This is a genomic window from Pedobacter sp. 05L430, assembly GCF_056397585.1.
In genome coordinates this window covers 1-16698 of record NZ_JBFTNT010000071.1, presented here as the reverse complement: position 1 = coordinate 16698, position 16698 = coordinate 1, and the positions used below count along the sequence as shown (strand labels likewise).

Sequence of the window (16698 nt, the reverse complement as noted above, 5' to 3'; positions counted from 1 at the left end):
AGATGTATACAGCTGCATCAATAGACCTTACAGAGGAAGATATTATTGCATCTACCCTATTAATTAAGCAACTAACTAAAAACATTCAATAAATTTATTCATCATGAAAACGATACTGATACCCGTTGATTTTTCAGAACCTTCTAACAATGCAGTCAATTATGCCGTAGGCCTTAGTAACAATCAGAATCTTAGCCAGATTATCCTTTTTGCAAATTTTTACATCACGTTATTCGAGCAGATCTATCCATCTGCAGATTTTGTGCAGCTTAATGAGGATGATATCCTTAAACAAAAGGATTTACTACAAGGAAAGCTTGAAAAATTAAGGTCTCAGATACAAAAAAAACTAAACCAAGATATTTCCATTAAAGTTGCTTTAACGGAAGCACCTTTATTACGTGGTATAATTGAAATAATAGAACAGGAAAATCCTGACGCATTGTTTTTAGGTAGCAATAATCATGATGGCGAAATAAGCAATATTGGAAATAGCATGATTGAAATAGCTAAAGTAAGCCCTATACCAGTATTCATCGTTCCACCAAAGGCAACATATGAACCTGTAAAAAATGCGCTTGTTGCCTGCGATTTCAAAACACTAAATCATGTAAGTTTATTACAGCGACTACATAGTATTAAACATTGGCCTCATCCAAAACTCACCTTACTGAATGTTGATCCCGCTAATAAACATTTACTTCCTGAACATCCTGAGTTGGAAATAAAAGGGATGCTAAGCGAAATTCTACAAGGTTATGATTACGAGTTACAATATTCAACTGATAAAGACATATTAAATGGAGTGCTTACTTTTGCCGATCAGCATAAGCAACAAATGATCATTGCATTGCCAGGAGTCCATAGTTTCCTATACAGTTTAACCCACAATAGCATTACAGAGGGCTTATCTACTGATGCAAATAAGCCCGTATTGATTTTAAAATAGTGAAGTTCTTCACAGGATTGGTGGTTCTTCACATATTATTCACACCTCCTTCACACAAAACCCACAAACAGGTACCTTTTTGTGTAGAATGTATGCAGAATGTGTGAACTATGTGAGGATTTGGCATAAGCACAGGTATACTCAATTAAGCAGAATAGCCTTACAATAACTGCATTAATGCCTCTCTAGAAAACCCTTTTAACTCAGCAGTACGCTCATCACGGATTTTCTGAACCCATTTAGCATCAGCAAGTAATGGCCTGCCCACAGCAACTAAATCAAAATCTCCCCTATCCATTCTTCTTAGCAATTCTTCTAATGAACTTGGCTCAGAGCTTTCGCCTTTAAATGCCGCAAGGAATTCGCCTGATAAACCAACAGACCCCACGGTAATGGTTGCTTTTCCGGTAATTTTTTTAGCCCAGCCTGCAAAGTTAAGATCAGAATCTTCAAATTCAGGCTCCCAGAAACGGCGCTGTGAACAGTGAAAAATATCTACTCCGGCATCAACTAACGGTTGCAGCCATTGTTCCATCTCCTGTGGTGTTTTAGCCATTTGTAAAGTATAATCAGATGGTTTCCATTGTGATAACCTCAGGATTATCGTAAAATCTTCACCTACTTGTCTTCTCACTTCTTTTACTACTTCTACAGCAAATTTAGTACGTTCGTTCAGTGTTTTACCGCCATAACTATCGGTACGGTTATTAGTACCTTCCCAGAAAAACTGATCAATTAAATAACCATGAGCACCATGAAGCTCGACACAATCAAAACCTAATCTTTTAGCATCTGCCGCAGCACTGCCATAGGCTTTAATGGCCGCTTCAATATCATCCTGAGTCATGGCTACACCGTTCGAAAATCCAGGTCTGTTTAGATCAGATGGCCCTTCAAAAGGTGCCGAAGGAACCCATCCTGAATGATGGTTATCCATTATGCCCATATGCCATATTTGCGGCCCCATGCTTCCACCAGAATGGTGAACACTATTGACAACTTCTTTCCATCCTGCTAAAGCTGCATCGCCATAAAAATGTGGAATATTGGCATCATTTGATGATGAAACGCGATCAATAACCGTTCCTTCTGAAAGGATTAGGCCTACTTCTCCGGCTGCCCTTCTTGAATAGTATGCGGCAACATCGGCCGTTGGTACTCCTGCTGGCGAAAATGAACGTGTCATCGGTGCCATCACGATTCTGTTTTTTATATTTAATGATTTCAAACTAAATGGTCTGAACAAAGTTTCTGTACTCATATAATTGTATTTTAATAAATGCTATATTGCTGATTTAATGATATTGCTTAGTGCAGCAAAGGCTTCCTCATTACGCTTGTAATAAGTCCATTGCCCAAGCCTGGTTGATTCCAGCAGTCCTGATTTTTGGAGTATAGATAGGTATTCTGAAACGGTAGACTGGGTTAAACCTGCCTTTTGTTGTATTTGCCCCACACAAACCCCTACCTCATCAAACGCGGCATGCTCTTGCGGCGGAAAGTGTTTTTCCGGCTCTTTCAGCCACTGCAAAATCTGCAGTCGTGTTTTATTTGATAGTGCTTTAAAAATCTCTAACTGATCCATAGCACAAAGATATATCGACTTTTCCCGATATTCCTATTAACTAAAAAAGAATGACATTATGCTGATAACTTCATTTGTTTCATTACAAAGAAGAAACCTATCGAAGCAAGGGTTAATGCAGCTACCGTACCCCACCATAAAGTTTCGAATCCAAATTGGGCAGCAACTCTTGTACCTACCAGAGGAGAAAATATATGAGCTACAGAAAAGGATAGAGCATTAATACCCATGTATGCACCTCTCTTTTTTAATGACGATCTTTGAAGCGTAACCGTTGCCATAAAGGGCATAGCCAGGATCTCTGCCAGGCATATTATAAACATAGAAAGGTAAAGTACCGGAATACCCTTAGCAAGATTCAAAACCAGGAATGATAAGGCACACAATACAGTACCCGCTACAATTACAGTTCGGGCAGTAAATCTCTTTTCGGCAATATGAACTACCAGCATCTCTAGTGAAAACACAACTAGTCCGCTAAAGGCAAGTATTATTCCTATCTCTGCCTCTGTCATTTTGTAAACATTTCTGTAATACAAAGGGAGTGTACTTAACAACTGTAAAAAGCAAATGGCAAAAATGCAGGAAAGTACACTGAAAAGCATAAACGGTACATCCTTATAGGGCGACAAATTGGCTTGGTTTCCCTCTTCTTCTACCACTTCGTCTTTCTTCTTCTCGTTGCCTTTACGATTGCGGAAATAGATGAAAAAAAGTGTGGCCGACAAAAGGGCTGCTATTGCATTGCCATAAAATAAAAACGCGTAAGATATGGCAGCTAAAAAACCACCTAAGGCAGGGCCAATTGAAAACCCAAGGTTCATAGCCATCCTGTTTAGTGAAAATGACCTGATGATATTATCTGGTTTTGAATAGTAAGCAATAGACACAGAGTTGGCAGGTCTGAATGTTTCAGAAACAAGGCTTAAAGTGAAAACACCTGCAGCAAGCTTAACCACAGTATCTAACTGTGGTAGCAGGAAAAACATAGGCACAGTTAAAATTAAGCTAACCAGCTGAACTTTAAAATGTCCGGCTTTATCGGTAAGCCAGCCACCTAAAAAGTTTCCGGAAACAGCTCCCAGCCCAAAGCAACTTAACACCATACCGGTATCTTCTAAAGAGAAATGAAGGTGATTGATCATGTAAACTCCTAAAAAAGGAATAACCATTGCCCCACTCCTGTTTATAAGCATAACAAGGGCAAGCATCCATGCCGGGGTAGATAATCCGCGGTAAGCATCTAAGTATAATCGTATAAATTCCTTCATTTAATAGCGGGCAAGCGCTTGTTTTAATATATCGTTCATCGTTTCAATCGGTAAATCCTCATTAGGATCTATCAACATTATTTTCATTCTGGCCCTCTTTTCAATAATCAGATCAGGATGATCTATATGCTTGCTTTCTACAATACCTATATAAGGTTTAAGGTATTTTTTATGAATCCATAAATAACAAAACATTTTTCCTTTATAGTAAAAAAATGGCAGTTTATATTTCCATTCAGGGGTAATATTTTCATCAAAGGCCAATAGATAATCTTTTAACGCAAGTAAACAACCCCTTACAGGCTCTTCTTTTTGCAAATAAAAATTGTCAAGTGGAGTAAGCATTTTAGAAAAAGGTAGATATTACAAAGGACGTAAAATTAAATCAGAAATCTTATGTTCAGACATTTTTTCATCATAAACCACTATTTATCAGACAATTATGCAGTTTTAAATAAAAAGAACCGACAAAATTTCCGATTAATAACTAAAAACCAAGATGGCATTTGCTTTGTTTAATTGCTGACATGAACTTCAACAACTTTACTATAAAAGCCCAGGAAGCAATTCAACAGGCTTCTGAAATAGCCCAGGGCAATCAGCAACAGGCTATTGAAACAGCACACCTATTAAAGGGTTTGCTCACTGTTGATGAAAACGTAGTTTCGTACGTTTTAAAAAAATTAAATGTAAATCTTAATGTTCTTGGTCAGCAGCTAGATGCTCAGATCGAGAAATTTCCTAAAGTTAGTGGTAGTAATCCGTATTTAACATCAGGAACCAACTCTGCTTTGCAAAAAGCACAATCATACCTTAAAGAATTTAAAGACGAATTTGTTTCTGTAGAACATCTTTTGTTAGGCATTCTATCTGTTAACGACAATACTTCAAAACTTTTAAAAGATCAGGGTGTAAATGAAAAAGACCTTAAAAAAGCAATCATTTCTTTAAGGGGCGACAATCATGTTACCGATCAGAATGCCGAAGCAACATATAATGCACTTAATAAATATGCACGTAACCTTAATGAATATGCTGAATCAGGCAAGCTGGATCCGGTTATTGGTAGAGATGAAGAGATCCGGAGGGTAATCCAGATCCTTTCCAGACGTACCAAGAACAATCCGATATTGATTGGTGAGCCAGGTGTAGGTAAAACCGCTATTGCTGAGGGTATCGCTTTCAGGATTATTAAAGGCGATGTGCCAACAAACCTGAAAACAAAAACCGTTTACTCGCTTGATATGGGCGCATTAATTGCCGGAGCGAAGTATAAAGGTGAATTCGAGGAACGCTTAAAAGCAGTAGTTAAAGAGGTAACACACAGTGATGGCGATATCATTCTATTCATAGATGAGATCCATACCCTGGTTGGTGCAGGTGGTGGCGAAGGTGCTATGGATGCAGCAAACATCCTTAAGCCTGCGCTTGCCCGTGGGGAGTTACGTGCAATTGGTGCAACTACGTTAGACGAATATCAAAAATATCTAGAAAAGGATAAGGCACTTGAGCGCCGTTTCCAAAAGGTAATGGTTGATGAGCCCGATACCCAGGATGCAATTTCTATTCTTCGTGGATTAAAGGAAAGGTATGAAACCCACCACAAGGTAAGGATTAAAGATGAGGCCATTATTGCGGCAGTAGAATTATCACAACGTTATATTTCTGATCGGTTTTTACCAGATAAAGCCATCGACTTAATGGACGAAGCTGCCTCCAAATTACGTTTGGAAATGGATAGTGTACCAGAGGAGGTTGATGAGTTGAACAGAAAGATCATGCAGCTAGAAATAGAGCGTGAGGCGATTAAAAGAGAGAATGACAGTAAAAAAGTTAAAACTCTAGGTGAAGAAATTGCCAATATGTCGGCCGAACGTGACGAGATAAAAGCAAAATGGCAAGGCGAGAAAGATCTGGTCGACAATATTAACAATGAACTGGAACAGATAGAGAATTATAAACTGGAAGCAGATCAGGCAGAGCGTGCAGGCGATTATGGCAAAGTAGCTGAAATCCGTTACGGTAAAATAAAAGAATCGCAGGATAACGTTGAAAAGTTAAAATCTCAATTGGAAAGTATGCAAAGCGAAAGCAGAATGCTCAAAGAAGAGGTAACTGCCGATGATATTGCRGGCGTTGTGGGTAGGTGGACTGGCATTCCGGTTACTAAATTAATTTCAAGTGAGCGAGATAAGTTACTGAATCTTGAAAACGAGCTGCATAAACGTGTTGCAGGACAAGACGAGGCTATTGAGGCTATATCTGATGCGATTCGTCGTTCAAGAGCCGGTTTACAAGATAAACGCAAACCAATTGGATCGTTCATATTCCTTGGAACAACCGGTGTTGGTAAAACGGAACTAGCCAAAGCGTTGGCAGAGTTTCTGTTTAACGATGAAAATGCCATGACCAGGATAGATATGAGTGAATATCAGGAGCGCCATGCAGTTTCACGCTTAATTGGAGCGCCGCCGGGATATGTAGGATATGATGAAGGCGGTCAGCTAACTGAAGCTGTACGTAGAAAACCATATTCGGTAGTGTTGTTGGATGAGATTGAAAAAGCGCATCCTGACGTGTTTAATATACTACTGCAAGTATTGGATGATGGAAGGCTAACTGATAATAAAGGCCGTGTAGTGAACTTTAAAAACACCATTATTATTATGACTTCCAACATTGGATCTCATTTAATACAGGATAACTTTAAAAATCTTAATGATGAGAACCGTGATGAGGTGATTGCTAAAACTAAAAGCGAGTTGTTTGAGTTACTAAAACAAACAATAAGGCCAGAGTTTTTGAACCGTATAGATGAGCTGATCATGTTCACACCGCTCAACCGGAATGAACTTAGAGACATTGTTACCTTACAGTTTAAACGTGTACAAGATACGCTTGCTGAAATGGGAATCGAGATAGAGGCAACGCCTGAGGCATTGGATTGGCTTTCGGAATTAGGATATGATCCTCAGTTTGGTGCACGTCCGTTAAAACGAGTAATTCAGAAACGTATATTAAATGAATTGTCAAAAGAGATTCTTGCTGGAAAGATTGATAAAGACAGTAAAATTAAACTGGATATGTTTGACCACAAGTTTGTTTTTTTAAACAACAAATAAAAGTTTAGCAAGAAAACGAATTGTTATTAAGGCGATCGTTTTTAAAAAAAGAGAGTGAGATTAAAATAATAATCTCACTCTTTTTCTTTTATAACCGCTCAACTTTATTATTTTTCTTAAAAAAGTTAAACAATTCATTTATCCCTCATGAATTTTGTCTAACATTTATGTTATTTTCCTAAATAAAATAAAAAAACAACAGAACATTCCCGTCTAACTATTGTTATACAAGCAACAACTCTTGTGTAATTATGAAAATTGCTTATATATCTTCCTATCCACCCCGTGAATGTGGTATTGCCACTTTCAACAACAATCTACTTAAAGCGATCGGCTCCAATAAAAAAACAGTATCGGAAGACAGTTTCGTGGTAGCGATGAATGATTCAGATTCTTTAGATGAATATGAATACCCTAAAGAGGTTAAATATGTAATAAGACAAGAAAACCAGAAAGATTATATCCGTGCCGCTGATTACATAAACACCAGTATTGCTGACGTTTGTATTTTAGAGCATGAATATGGCATTTATGGCGGAGAAAGTGGAGTTTATATTCTGCCACTCATCGCAAGGCTTCAAAAACCACTTATCACTATTTTCCACACCATATTAAAAGACCCTAATTATATGCAGCTTACTGTTTTGCGCGAGATCGCAAAACACTCTTCCAGAATTATAGTAATGAGCCATAGAGCTGTAGGCTTTTTAACCAGCATTTACGGAATTCCTTTTGATAAAATTCAATTAATTGAGCATGGTGTTCCTGATTTGGAACCTAAAGATGTTAATCCTGTAAAAAACACCCTGGCATTTAAAAACAAAAAGGTCCTATTCACTTTCGGCTTGATCAGCAGAAATAAAGGTTTGGAAACGGTTATTGAAGCACTACCAAAAATAGTAGCTAAAAATCCGGATGTGATGTATGTTATTTTAGGGACAACCCATCCTGGCGTGATACGTAACTCTGGAGAAGAATATCGTGATGGGCTAAAAAAACTGGCGAGAAAGCTTAATGTTGAAGACAACCTTACCTTCATTAACAAATTTGTATCAGAAGAAGAGCTGTTCGACTATCTGACGGCCTGCGACATGTACATTACGCCCTATTTAAATGAAGCACAAATTACCAGCGGAACACTTTCATATGCTGTTGGAGCAGGTACAGCTGTACTATCAACTCCTTACTGGCATGCACAGGAATTACTTGCTGATCATCGTGGCAGATTATTCGACTTTAAAGATACCGATGGCCTTGCAGAAATTGTAAATGAATTATTTGAAAGTGATGAAAAACTCAATCAGTTAAGGGCTAATGCATATGAATACGGCTTACATCTACGCTGGCCTACGACGGGGGAAGTTTTTGTTGATGTGCTGACAGAAGCCATTTCTAAATTCCTTTCAGAGAAAGAAACTGGTAACAAACCTATTATAGACCCAGACATGATGCCTGCTTTTAGCCTGGCACATATACAACGTTTAACGGATGATACCGGAATTGTGCAGCATGCCAAATATGGAATACCAAATCTTAAGGAAGGGTATTGTTTAGACGATAACTCAAGGGCTTTAATATTAACTATCCTGGCCTATCAGCAAAACAAGAGTAAGGCTGCTTTAGATTTATTGCCTATTTATTTGAGCTACATTCAATACATGCAATGTGATGATGGAAACTTCAGAAATTTTTTAAGTTTCAAAAGAGAATATCTGGATGAGGTTGGTACGGAAGATTCGTTTGGGCGAACAATTTGGTCCTTAGGATATTTAATTAACAATGCACCTAACAATTCCTACCGTGAATTTGCGAAAGAATTATTCCTGAAATCTATTCCTCATTTTAAGAATCTGACGCATTTAAGAGGAATTGCCAACACGATGATTGGCTTAACTCATTTTATAAATGCCCATCCTTATGATGAGCACATTAAAAGTCAGTTAGATCAGCTTGCGGAACCTTTGAAAGCTGCCTACCGTGCCAATAAGGAAGGTCACTGGAATTGGTTTGAGAACAAATTAACCTACGATAATGCCATACTTCCACTTGCCTTGATGTATCATTACGAGATCAGCAAAGATCCTGAATCAAGGGAAATTGCTTTTGAAAGCTTGGAATATCTGACTCAAAAAACGCTGATAAAAGGTTATTTAAATCCGGTTGGGAACGATGGCTGGCTTTATAAGGATGGCGGAGAAATGGCCATATATGATCAGCAGGCCATCGAAACTATGGGAATGGTAATGGTATATTTTAAAGCGTACGAGATTACCCGAGACTTAACCTATATTAAACAGATGTACTTAAGTTACCAGTGGTTTTTAGGAGAAAACTCCTTACATATTCCATTGTATGATTATGAAACCAAGGGTTGTGCAGATGGGTTACAAACTTATGGGGTAAACAGGAATCAAGGTGCAGAAAGTACGTTAGCGTATTGGATTTCGCATCTTATTGTTCTTAAGGCTTTGGAATCGGAATACGAATTTATTCAAAGTAGCGACCTTACTGCAGCTCAAAAACAAACTTTTTAAGTTATGAGGATAGCGGTTCTGGCACCCGTAGCCTGGAGGACTCCGCCCAGGCACTACGGGCCATGGGAACAAATGGCATCTAATTTAACTGAAGGATTGGTAAAATCCGGCATAGAAGTAACCTTGTTTGCTACTGCCGACTCAATTACTGCCGCTAAGTTAGATGCTGTAATTAACGAAGGATATGAGGAAGATAAAACCTTAGATGCTAAGGTTACCGAGTGCCTGCATATCAGTAACCTTATGGAAAAGGCCGATCAGTTTGATCTTATTCATAATCATTTTGATTTTTTGCCCCTTACCTATTCAGGGCTCATAAAAATACCTTTAATTACGACTATTCATGGCTTCTCTTCGGAGAAGATCTTGTCTGTATATCAAAAGTACAATGCTTCTGGTCACTATGTTTCTATAAGCAACGCCAACAGGCATGCTTCTTTAAAATACCTGGCTACCGTATACAATGGCATTCAAACTGATAATTTTGATTTCAATGCCAATCCAGATGATTACTTATTGTTTTTCGGACGAATCCATTCTGACAAAGGACTCTTTGAAGCTATACAAATTGCAATAAAAACAAAGCGCAGGTTAATTATTGCAGGCATTATACAAGACCAGAATTATTACAAGGAAAAAGTTGAACCTTTTTTAAGCGATGATATTAAATTTATTGGCTCGGCCGGTCCGGAAAAAAGAAATAATTTGTTGCGGAAAGCATATGCACTTCTGCATCCAATTAGCTTTGAAGAACCTTTTGGTTTAAGTGTTGCAGAGGCAATGCTTTGTGGAACGCCAGTTATTGCTTTTCATAGAGGGGCAATGCCTGAATTGATAAAAGATCGGGAAACAGGGTTTTTGGTGAAAAATGTTGATGAAGCAATTGAAGCTGTTTCAGAATTATCCATCATTGATCGCTCAAAATGCCATAAATGGGCGTTCGAAAACTTTTCTCAGGAAAAGATGGTGGCCGATTACATCAGCCTTTACCATCAGATTTTATAGCTCTTTACTATTATTTAGAGCCCTTAAGTTTTTCGAGTAATATATCTATTTTGACGCCTGCAAATGAAGAACAATAGTCGGACAAACCATAAGGAATGATCAGCTCTCCATTATGGATGATAGAACCGCACGAATAAAGTACATTGGGCACATAGCCCTCGCGCTCATCATTATTAGGAATTACCAACGGTTCTTTCAGTCTTCCAATTTCTATAGATGGATCGTCTAAATCGAAAAGACTTGCCCCTAAGCAATACCTCCGCATCGGACCAACACCATGTGTAATGACTAACCACCCTGCCTCAGTCTCAATTGGGGAGCCGCAATTCCCTATCTGTATAAATTCCCAGGAGAATTTAGGTTCCTGAAGCTTAACCGGGTTATCCCAAACGGTGAGTCTGTCAGAATACATTAAATAGTTATTGCAACCATCAATACGCGACATCATGGCATATTTACCATTGATCTTTCTTGGAAACAAGGCAAGGTTTTTATTCTGTGCACCTATTCCGTGCAACGGGCTGATTTTAAAATCGTAAAAATCTGTAGTTTGCAGCAGCTTAGGCATAATCATAGCCCCATCAAATGCAGTATAGGTTGCGTAATATATTACTGTGCCATCGTCCTTAACAAAGCGAACAAACCTTGCATCTTCTATGCCTTTACGTTCAAATTCAGAAATCGGGAAAATTACACGATCAGAAATATCAGTATCTCTTGAAAAACTAATCTCATGATAGGTATCAGACAGCCAAAGCACMTTATCATATTCCAGTTTTTTTAAGTCGGTTTCCTGCAGGCTTTTAGAATCCAGAATAATCCTGCGCAGTGTAGCATAATCAAACTTATCCTCTAGTTTTAAACCTACCTCATCCAACACTTCAAGATCTATTTTGGAATCGGCTGCTTTTTTAAGAAAAAGCTTTTTATTATAGATGGCATTTTTTACCACTTCTGCCTCATCAATATAGTTTCCTGCCGGAATCACAGTAATGTCGTGATTGCGATCAATGAGTGCTCGTCTAAATACCACAGAGGAAATATGTCCCTCCCCTACAGCCCTAAAACTAATAATCACTCTTTTTTCACCTTCTACCAAATCAGACTGATCAGGATCTTCAATTACTGATGGATTAAAAAAAGCTGCAGACTCTATAGAATATTCATGAGTAAAATAGGAACCAATGAGTAGCTTGTGGTATTTATCAAGTTCCTCGTAATCGAAGCCAGCGCTCTCGATACAGTCTTTTACCTTTTTACAATGCCTGTTTAGAATTTTGGTAATACTTCTATGTCTCTTAGAATACTCCTGAAGCAAGGGTGATATAATATCAAAAACTTCAGTTTCAGTAAGCTCCATTACCTTTTTGATAACTTCTATTGCTCGTTCATCACCATTAAAAAAGAATCGTGCAATTACACGTTTTGGATCCGGGTATACTTTTATAGGCTTTCGTTCTATTAATAATCTCATAGTGTTATAACACTTTAGTAGGTACAATGATTTTATGAATATAATTTTTTTTAACGAAAGCGCCATTATGGTTTGGCACATTTAAAAAAAACTGATGCAAATTCTGCCAGAATGCCCTTATAATTACTGACAATTATACAATAATAGTCAAATTGACTATATATTTACATGTTAATTAAATGACAATTAATAGTTAATTGTCACCCTAAAATAATATTGAAATCCATCATTAATTTTATTTCACTATCAATTAGCGAGTTACAAAAAAATACGATTCCAGCAAAATAAGGCATATTATGTTTGGCACACCTGTTGACTATATAACGTAAATGGTCAGAATATAAAAACTAGCGAATGACCAGATTATAAATTAAAAAATAAGAAAATGAAAAAATTATTATTATCATTAGTTGCAGTTTCTGCATTAGCATTTACTACTCAAGCACAAACTGAAAAAGGAAAAATTATTGTTGGTGGTAACGTAGCATTTGACACAAAGAAATCTGATGCAGATGGTGCTAAATCAAATACAAGTTTTGCGATTGTGCCAAGCGTAGGTTACTTTGTAAGCGATAACATTGCAATTGGTACTGGCGTTGGTTATAGCTACGACAAACAAGTTAGTGAGTTCGAAAAACAAGCTTTTGTAGTTAGTCCTTTTGGTCGTTACTATGCTAACTTATCTGAGTCATTCAAATTCTTCGGTCAGTTATCTGTACCAATGGAATTCGGAACTGCTAAAGCTGTAGATGCAGCTGGTAAAGTAGGTGAGAAAGTTGGTTCTACTACAGAAATTGGTGTTGCATTATCGCCAGGTTTTGCTTTCTTTCCAACTAAAAAAATCGGTATCGAGTTTGCAGTTAACGGATTAAGCTACAACAACTATCGTGTTGAAAACGGTGACGGCGATAAAGTAAAAGGAGCTGGTTCTGATTCATTCAGCTTTGGAGCTAACTTTTTCCAACCTAAATTAGGTATCCAATTCCACTTTTAATAGACTTTACATTTGGTTAGATAAAGAGCCCTTCGCATTAGCGAGGGCTTTTTTTATGACCAGTTTTTTTATTAAAACTCGTAATGGTTTACTATTTTTGGAAAACTAGCTTAACAAAATGAAAAAAACTATATTATTTGCAATCGGGTTCGGATTTATTTTATCCGCACACGCACAGAATAGTGCGTTAAAACCCGTAAAAGAAAATGCGGCAACTTCGGTTAAAAACCAAGGTCAGTCTGGCACCTGCTGGAATTACTCTACAACTTCCCTGATTGAATCTGAAGGGTTACGCAAAGGTTTAGGGGAACTGGATCTATCAGAAATGTTTACTGCACGTAATGTGTACATAGAAAAAGCTAAGAATTACATTCTCCGCCAGGGAAAAGCGCAGTTTGGAGAGGGTGGTCTTGGGCATGATTTAGTACGCTCCATATCTCTTTATGGTGCAATGCCTCAGGAAGCTTTCCAGGGTGTTAGCGGCGAAATACCTGATCACACCGGCTTGGAAACTGCACTAAAAACATATCTTGACGGCGTACTTAAAAAACGTCCGCTAGATAATGACTGGCTAAAGGGTTATGAGCAAATTCTGGATCAGAAAATTGGGGTTCCACCAGCTAATTTTGACTACAAAGGCAAAAGCTACACTGCACAAACCTTTGCTAAAGAGGTGCTAAAATTTGACGCTAACGATTATATAAACATCACTTCTTTTACTCACCATCCTTACTATACCCAATTTATTCTGGAAGCACCAGACAATTTTGCAAACGGGTCATTTTACAACCTTCCACTGGCAGAAATGGTAACCATGACAACTACTGCAGTAAAAAATGGATATACCATTATGTGGGATGCCGATGTGAGCAGCAGAAACTTTCAACAGAAAAAAGGATATGCTATGTTATTCGCTGATACAGTGGATGCGAAACAAGCTGATTTAAACCCTGATATGAAAGAAATAGCATATACACCGGAACTGCGTCAGCAATTATACGAGAACTTAACCACTCAGGATGATCACCTGATGCATTTAATTGGTCTTGAGCAATCAGCAAACGGGAAACTGTTCTTTAAGGTAAAAAACTCATGGGGAGATGTTGGGCCTTTTAAAGGTTACATAGAAGTATCTGAACCTTATTTTGCGATTAATACAGTAAGTCTTGTAGTACCTAAAGCGGCGCTTTCAAAGGAATTAAAGAACAAACTAGGTATAAAATAAATTCAATTCATTAAATAAAAAGGGGGCTGATGCCCAGTCATGGTCGGAAGATTTTTCTTCCGACTTTTTTGCGTAAAAGAGTTTGTTTTATTTTCGTAAACACTTGACAATCAGTTGTTTATTCTTGTTTTTGTGGATTTAAATTAGTATCTTAATTGCTGATAATCAATAAGATATGGCAAAATTTAAAGATCATGCTATCAGTGCAAAACATCTATTAGGGTACATTCCTGAGGCGCTGATATCAAATTTATCCCTCACTACCAAGATCGATCATTACGCGAAGGTTCTTCATGGTAATAAGCTATTCTATCTTCTGTTGTATGGTATCTTGGATAATGAAAAACTAAGTTAACGAACTTTAGACGATACCTTCAATGATTCTGTATTCAAAGTACTTTTTAATCTGGATGAGGATGAACGGGTACGCAGAAGCTCCATTTCAGAGCGACTTTCTAAAATAGATCCAGATTATTTTAAGCAGATCTATGAATGCATTTACGATCAGTTCTCCAGTTTGTACTCCCTAACCGAAAGAGAGAAATATAACCTTATCCGTGTTGATAGCTCAATGGTTAGTGAAACGGTTGGTAAGTTAACCGAAGGGCTTGATAACAAAAGTGGTAAGAAAGCAGTGAAATATAGTATTGCCTTTGATGGAGTATTACCATGTCAATCCAATGTATTTACCTCCAAAGGCTATGCCAGTGAAGATCTTGCATTGCCTGAAGCAGTAATGGCTCATGTGAAGAAAGAAACAGATCATCAAAACATTTATGTGATGGATAGAGGTTTGCAATCAATCAGAAACATGAAAACATTTAGTTCCAATGCAATAACATTCATTTGCAGGACCAAAGAAAATAAGAAATTCGTTGAACTCGAGTCGCTTATACAGGAGAATAAAGACTTGGATCTAGGCGAATCCAATCTATTAAAGGACTCTAAAGTTCAATTGTATACTGGTGTAGCGGTAAATAACAAAAAGGGGAATAAACATTTCAGAGAAGAACTAGTAGATAGTCCCTTTCGTCTTATTATTGTGGAAAGCAAGTTGGATGGCAAGAAATATTGGTTTTTGAGCAATGATTTTGATCTGTCTGCAAAGGAAATGGCTCAAGCATATAGGAGACGCTGGGATATAGAGGTATTTTTTAGGTTTCTAAAACAGGAACTCAATATGAGCCACCTTGTGTCTTTGAATAAGAACGGAATACAGGTAATGTTGTACATGACATTAATGGCAGCCATGTTGGTGCTGATATATAAAAAAGCAAATAAATTGACTTACAAAACAGCAAAAAGACGGTTCTCCATGGAAGTAAGGGACTTAGCTATTGCCCTAATCGTTGTGCAATGCGGAGGAGACCCAGGCCTGTTTTTTAAAACATAAAAAATGGCCGGAATTTCTTCCGACCATGACTGGGCTAGCAGCTACTTTTTATTTTATTTCTTCTGTTCCACTTCCCTATCCATCTCCAGTACATTAACCTGGTCAGATTGAGAAAAGTCGCCAATCAAATATTTATTAAAGTGATCGGCCAGCTTCCAGAAAGCATATTCTGTTAAATCACCAAATGCATGGCGTTGTCCCGGTACAATAACAAATTCAAATCTTTTACCTGCTTTCATTAAAGCATTAGCTACTCTAATGGTATTTGCCGGATGTACGTTATTATCAACGTCGCCCGTCATCAACATTAAATGACCTTTCAGGTTTTTAGCAAGATCAGGATTTTTATCAATGCTATATTTAAATGTAGTATCGCCTTTTGCTGAAACAATTTCTTTTACACCATGATGCTTTTCACTCCACCATCTGTTATAAATACTGTTATMATGGTTTCCTGCATTTGATACTGCAGCTTTAAAGAAATCAGGATAAACAAGCATTGCGGCTGTAGACATAAAACCGCCACCCGAGTGGCCGGTAATACCAACTTTAGTGGCATCGATAAATGAGTACCTATCTGCCAGTTGTTCTACAGCAGCCTTCTTGTCAGCCAAGCCATAGTCGCGTAAGTTTCCATAACCATAGGTATGATACCATTTAGATCTTGCAGGGTTTCCTCCTCTATTCCCTACTGTAATTACCACATATCCAAACTGAGCCAAGCGATCAGTTCTATCCATGCTTTTACTAAAGGACTTGTTTACAGCCTCGGTTTGAGGACCGGGATATACATATTCTATGATCGGATACTTTTTGGTCGGGTCAAAATCAAAAGGTTTATACATTACCCCGTAAATATCCGTAACGCCATCATCAGCTTTTACTTTAAAAGGTTCCGGAAATTTATAACCGGTAGCCATTAATAAAGAAAGATCAGCAGTTTCAAGATCCATTACTTTTTTACCGGTGTTATCCATCAATACAGATCTAGGAACCGTATTAACTTTAGAGAAGTTATTTACAAAAAACTTATTCTCATCGTTCATATTTACTGCATGATCAAAATCTCCCGGATTTAGAAGCTTCATTCCAGACCCATCAAAATTAATGCGGTATAAATGCAGGTAGTAAGGATCTTCCTTAGCC

At 37.7% G+C, this 16698-nt stretch carries 14 protein-coding genes; 8 read left to right on the top strand and 6 right to left on the bottom strand.

Annotated elements, in window-relative coordinates; all coding sequences use genetic code 11:
• Positions 1-103: 103 nt before the first annotated feature.
• Positions 104-949, top strand: coding sequence for a universal stress protein (locus AC1DG9_RS12380; protein ID WP_337716530.1), 846 nt, complete (start codon positions 104-106; stop codon positions 947-949).
• A gap of 160 nt (positions 950-1109) precedes the next feature.
• On the opposite strand, the gene AC1DG9_RS12375 is transcribed toward AC1DG9_RS12380, so the two are convergent.
• From AC1DG9_RS12375 to AC1DG9_RS12360, 4 genes are read right to left on the bottom strand one after another with little or no spacing between them, the layout of a single operon-like run.
• Positions 1110-2210 carry an NADH:flavin oxidoreductase gene (locus AC1DG9_RS12375; RefSeq protein WP_288878940.1) on the bottom strand — a complete coding sequence of 367 codons (1101 nt, stop codon included), beginning with the start codon at positions 2208-2210 and terminating at the stop codon, positions 1110-1112.
• A 21-nt stretch (positions 2211-2231) separates the two neighbouring features.
• Entirely contained in the window at positions 2232-2534 is a 303-nt protein-coding gene (locus AC1DG9_RS12370) for an ArsR/SmtB family transcription factor (RefSeq protein ID WP_288878939.1), read from the bottom strand.
• 56 nt (positions 2535-2590) lie between these two features.
• On the bottom strand, positions 2591-3805 hold the full coding sequence (locus tag AC1DG9_RS12365) for an MFS transporter (protein WP_172659708.1): 1215 nt from the start codon (positions 3803-3805) through the stop codon (positions 2591-2593).
• Entirely contained in the window at positions 3806-4150 is a 345-nt protein-coding gene (locus AC1DG9_RS12360) for a DUF1801 domain-containing protein (RefSeq protein WP_172659707.1), read from the bottom strand.
• 182 nt (positions 4151-4332) lie between these two features.
• Here AC1DG9_RS12360 and clpB point away from each other — a divergent pair, with 182 nt between their 5' ends.
• The 3 genes from clpB to AC1DG9_RS12345 all read left to right on the top strand — a co-directional run bounded on the left by clpB (position 4333) and on the right by AC1DG9_RS12345 (position 10466).
• Positions 4333-6927 carry an ATP-dependent chaperone ClpB gene (clpB, locus tag AC1DG9_RS12355; RefSeq protein ID WP_288878937.1) on the top strand — a complete coding sequence of 865 codons (2595 nt, stop codon included), beginning with the start codon at positions 4333-4335 and terminating at the stop codon, positions 6925-6927.
• Between the two features lie 251 nt (positions 6928-7178).
• The gene (locus AC1DG9_RS12350) at positions 7179-9461 is read left to right on the top strand and encodes a glycosyltransferase family 4 protein (protein WP_172659705.1); all 2283 of its coding nucleotides are present in this window, start codon (positions 7179-7181) and stop codon (positions 9459-9461) included.
• A 3-nt stretch (positions 9462-9464) separates the two neighbouring features.
• On the top strand, positions 9465-10466 hold the full coding sequence (locus AC1DG9_RS12345) for a glycosyltransferase family 4 protein (protein ID WP_288878936.1): 1002 nt from the start codon (positions 9465-9467) through the stop codon (positions 10464-10466).
• 10 nt (positions 10467-10476) lie between these two features.
• Here AC1DG9_RS12345 and AC1DG9_RS12340 read toward each other — a convergent pair whose 3' ends face one another.
• Positions 10477-11940, bottom strand: coding sequence for a glycoside hydrolase family 130 protein (locus tag AC1DG9_RS12340; RefSeq protein WP_477634696.1), 1464 nt, complete (start codon positions 11938-11940; stop codon positions 10477-10479).
• Between the two features lie 385 nt (positions 11941-12325).
• Here AC1DG9_RS12340 and AC1DG9_RS12335 point away from each other — a divergent pair, with 385 nt between their 5' ends.
• The 4 genes from AC1DG9_RS12335 (at position 12326) to AC1DG9_RS12320 (ending at position 15552) form a co-directional block, all read left to right on the top strand.
• On the top strand, positions 12326-12934 hold the full coding sequence (locus AC1DG9_RS12335) for an outer membrane beta-barrel protein (protein WP_172659702.1): 609 nt from the start codon (positions 12326-12328) through the stop codon (positions 12932-12934).
• A 118-nt stretch (positions 12935-13052) separates the two neighbouring features.
• Entirely contained in the window at positions 13053-14159 is a 1107-nt protein-coding gene (locus tag AC1DG9_RS12330; protein ID WP_288878933.1) for a C1 family peptidase, read from the top strand.
• Positions 14160-14334: 175 nt separating this feature from the next.
• A complete protein-coding gene (locus AC1DG9_RS12325) occupies positions 14335-14514 on the top strand; it encodes a hypothetical protein (RefSeq protein WP_337716529.1) in 180 nt (59 codons plus the stop codon).
• 51 nt (positions 14515-14565) lie between these two features.
• Positions 14566-15552 (top strand): IS4 family transposase, encoded by a 987-nt coding sequence (locus AC1DG9_RS12320; protein WP_246269462.1) that lies wholly within the window; start codon positions 14566-14568, stop codon positions 15550-15552.
• A gap of 53 nt (positions 15553-15605) precedes the next feature.
• Here the strand turns inward: AC1DG9_RS12320 and AC1DG9_RS12315 are convergent.
• A partial coding sequence (locus AC1DG9_RS12315) for an alpha/beta hydrolase family protein (RefSeq protein WP_477634695.1) occupies positions 15606-16698 on the bottom strand: 1093 nt, incomplete at its 5' end.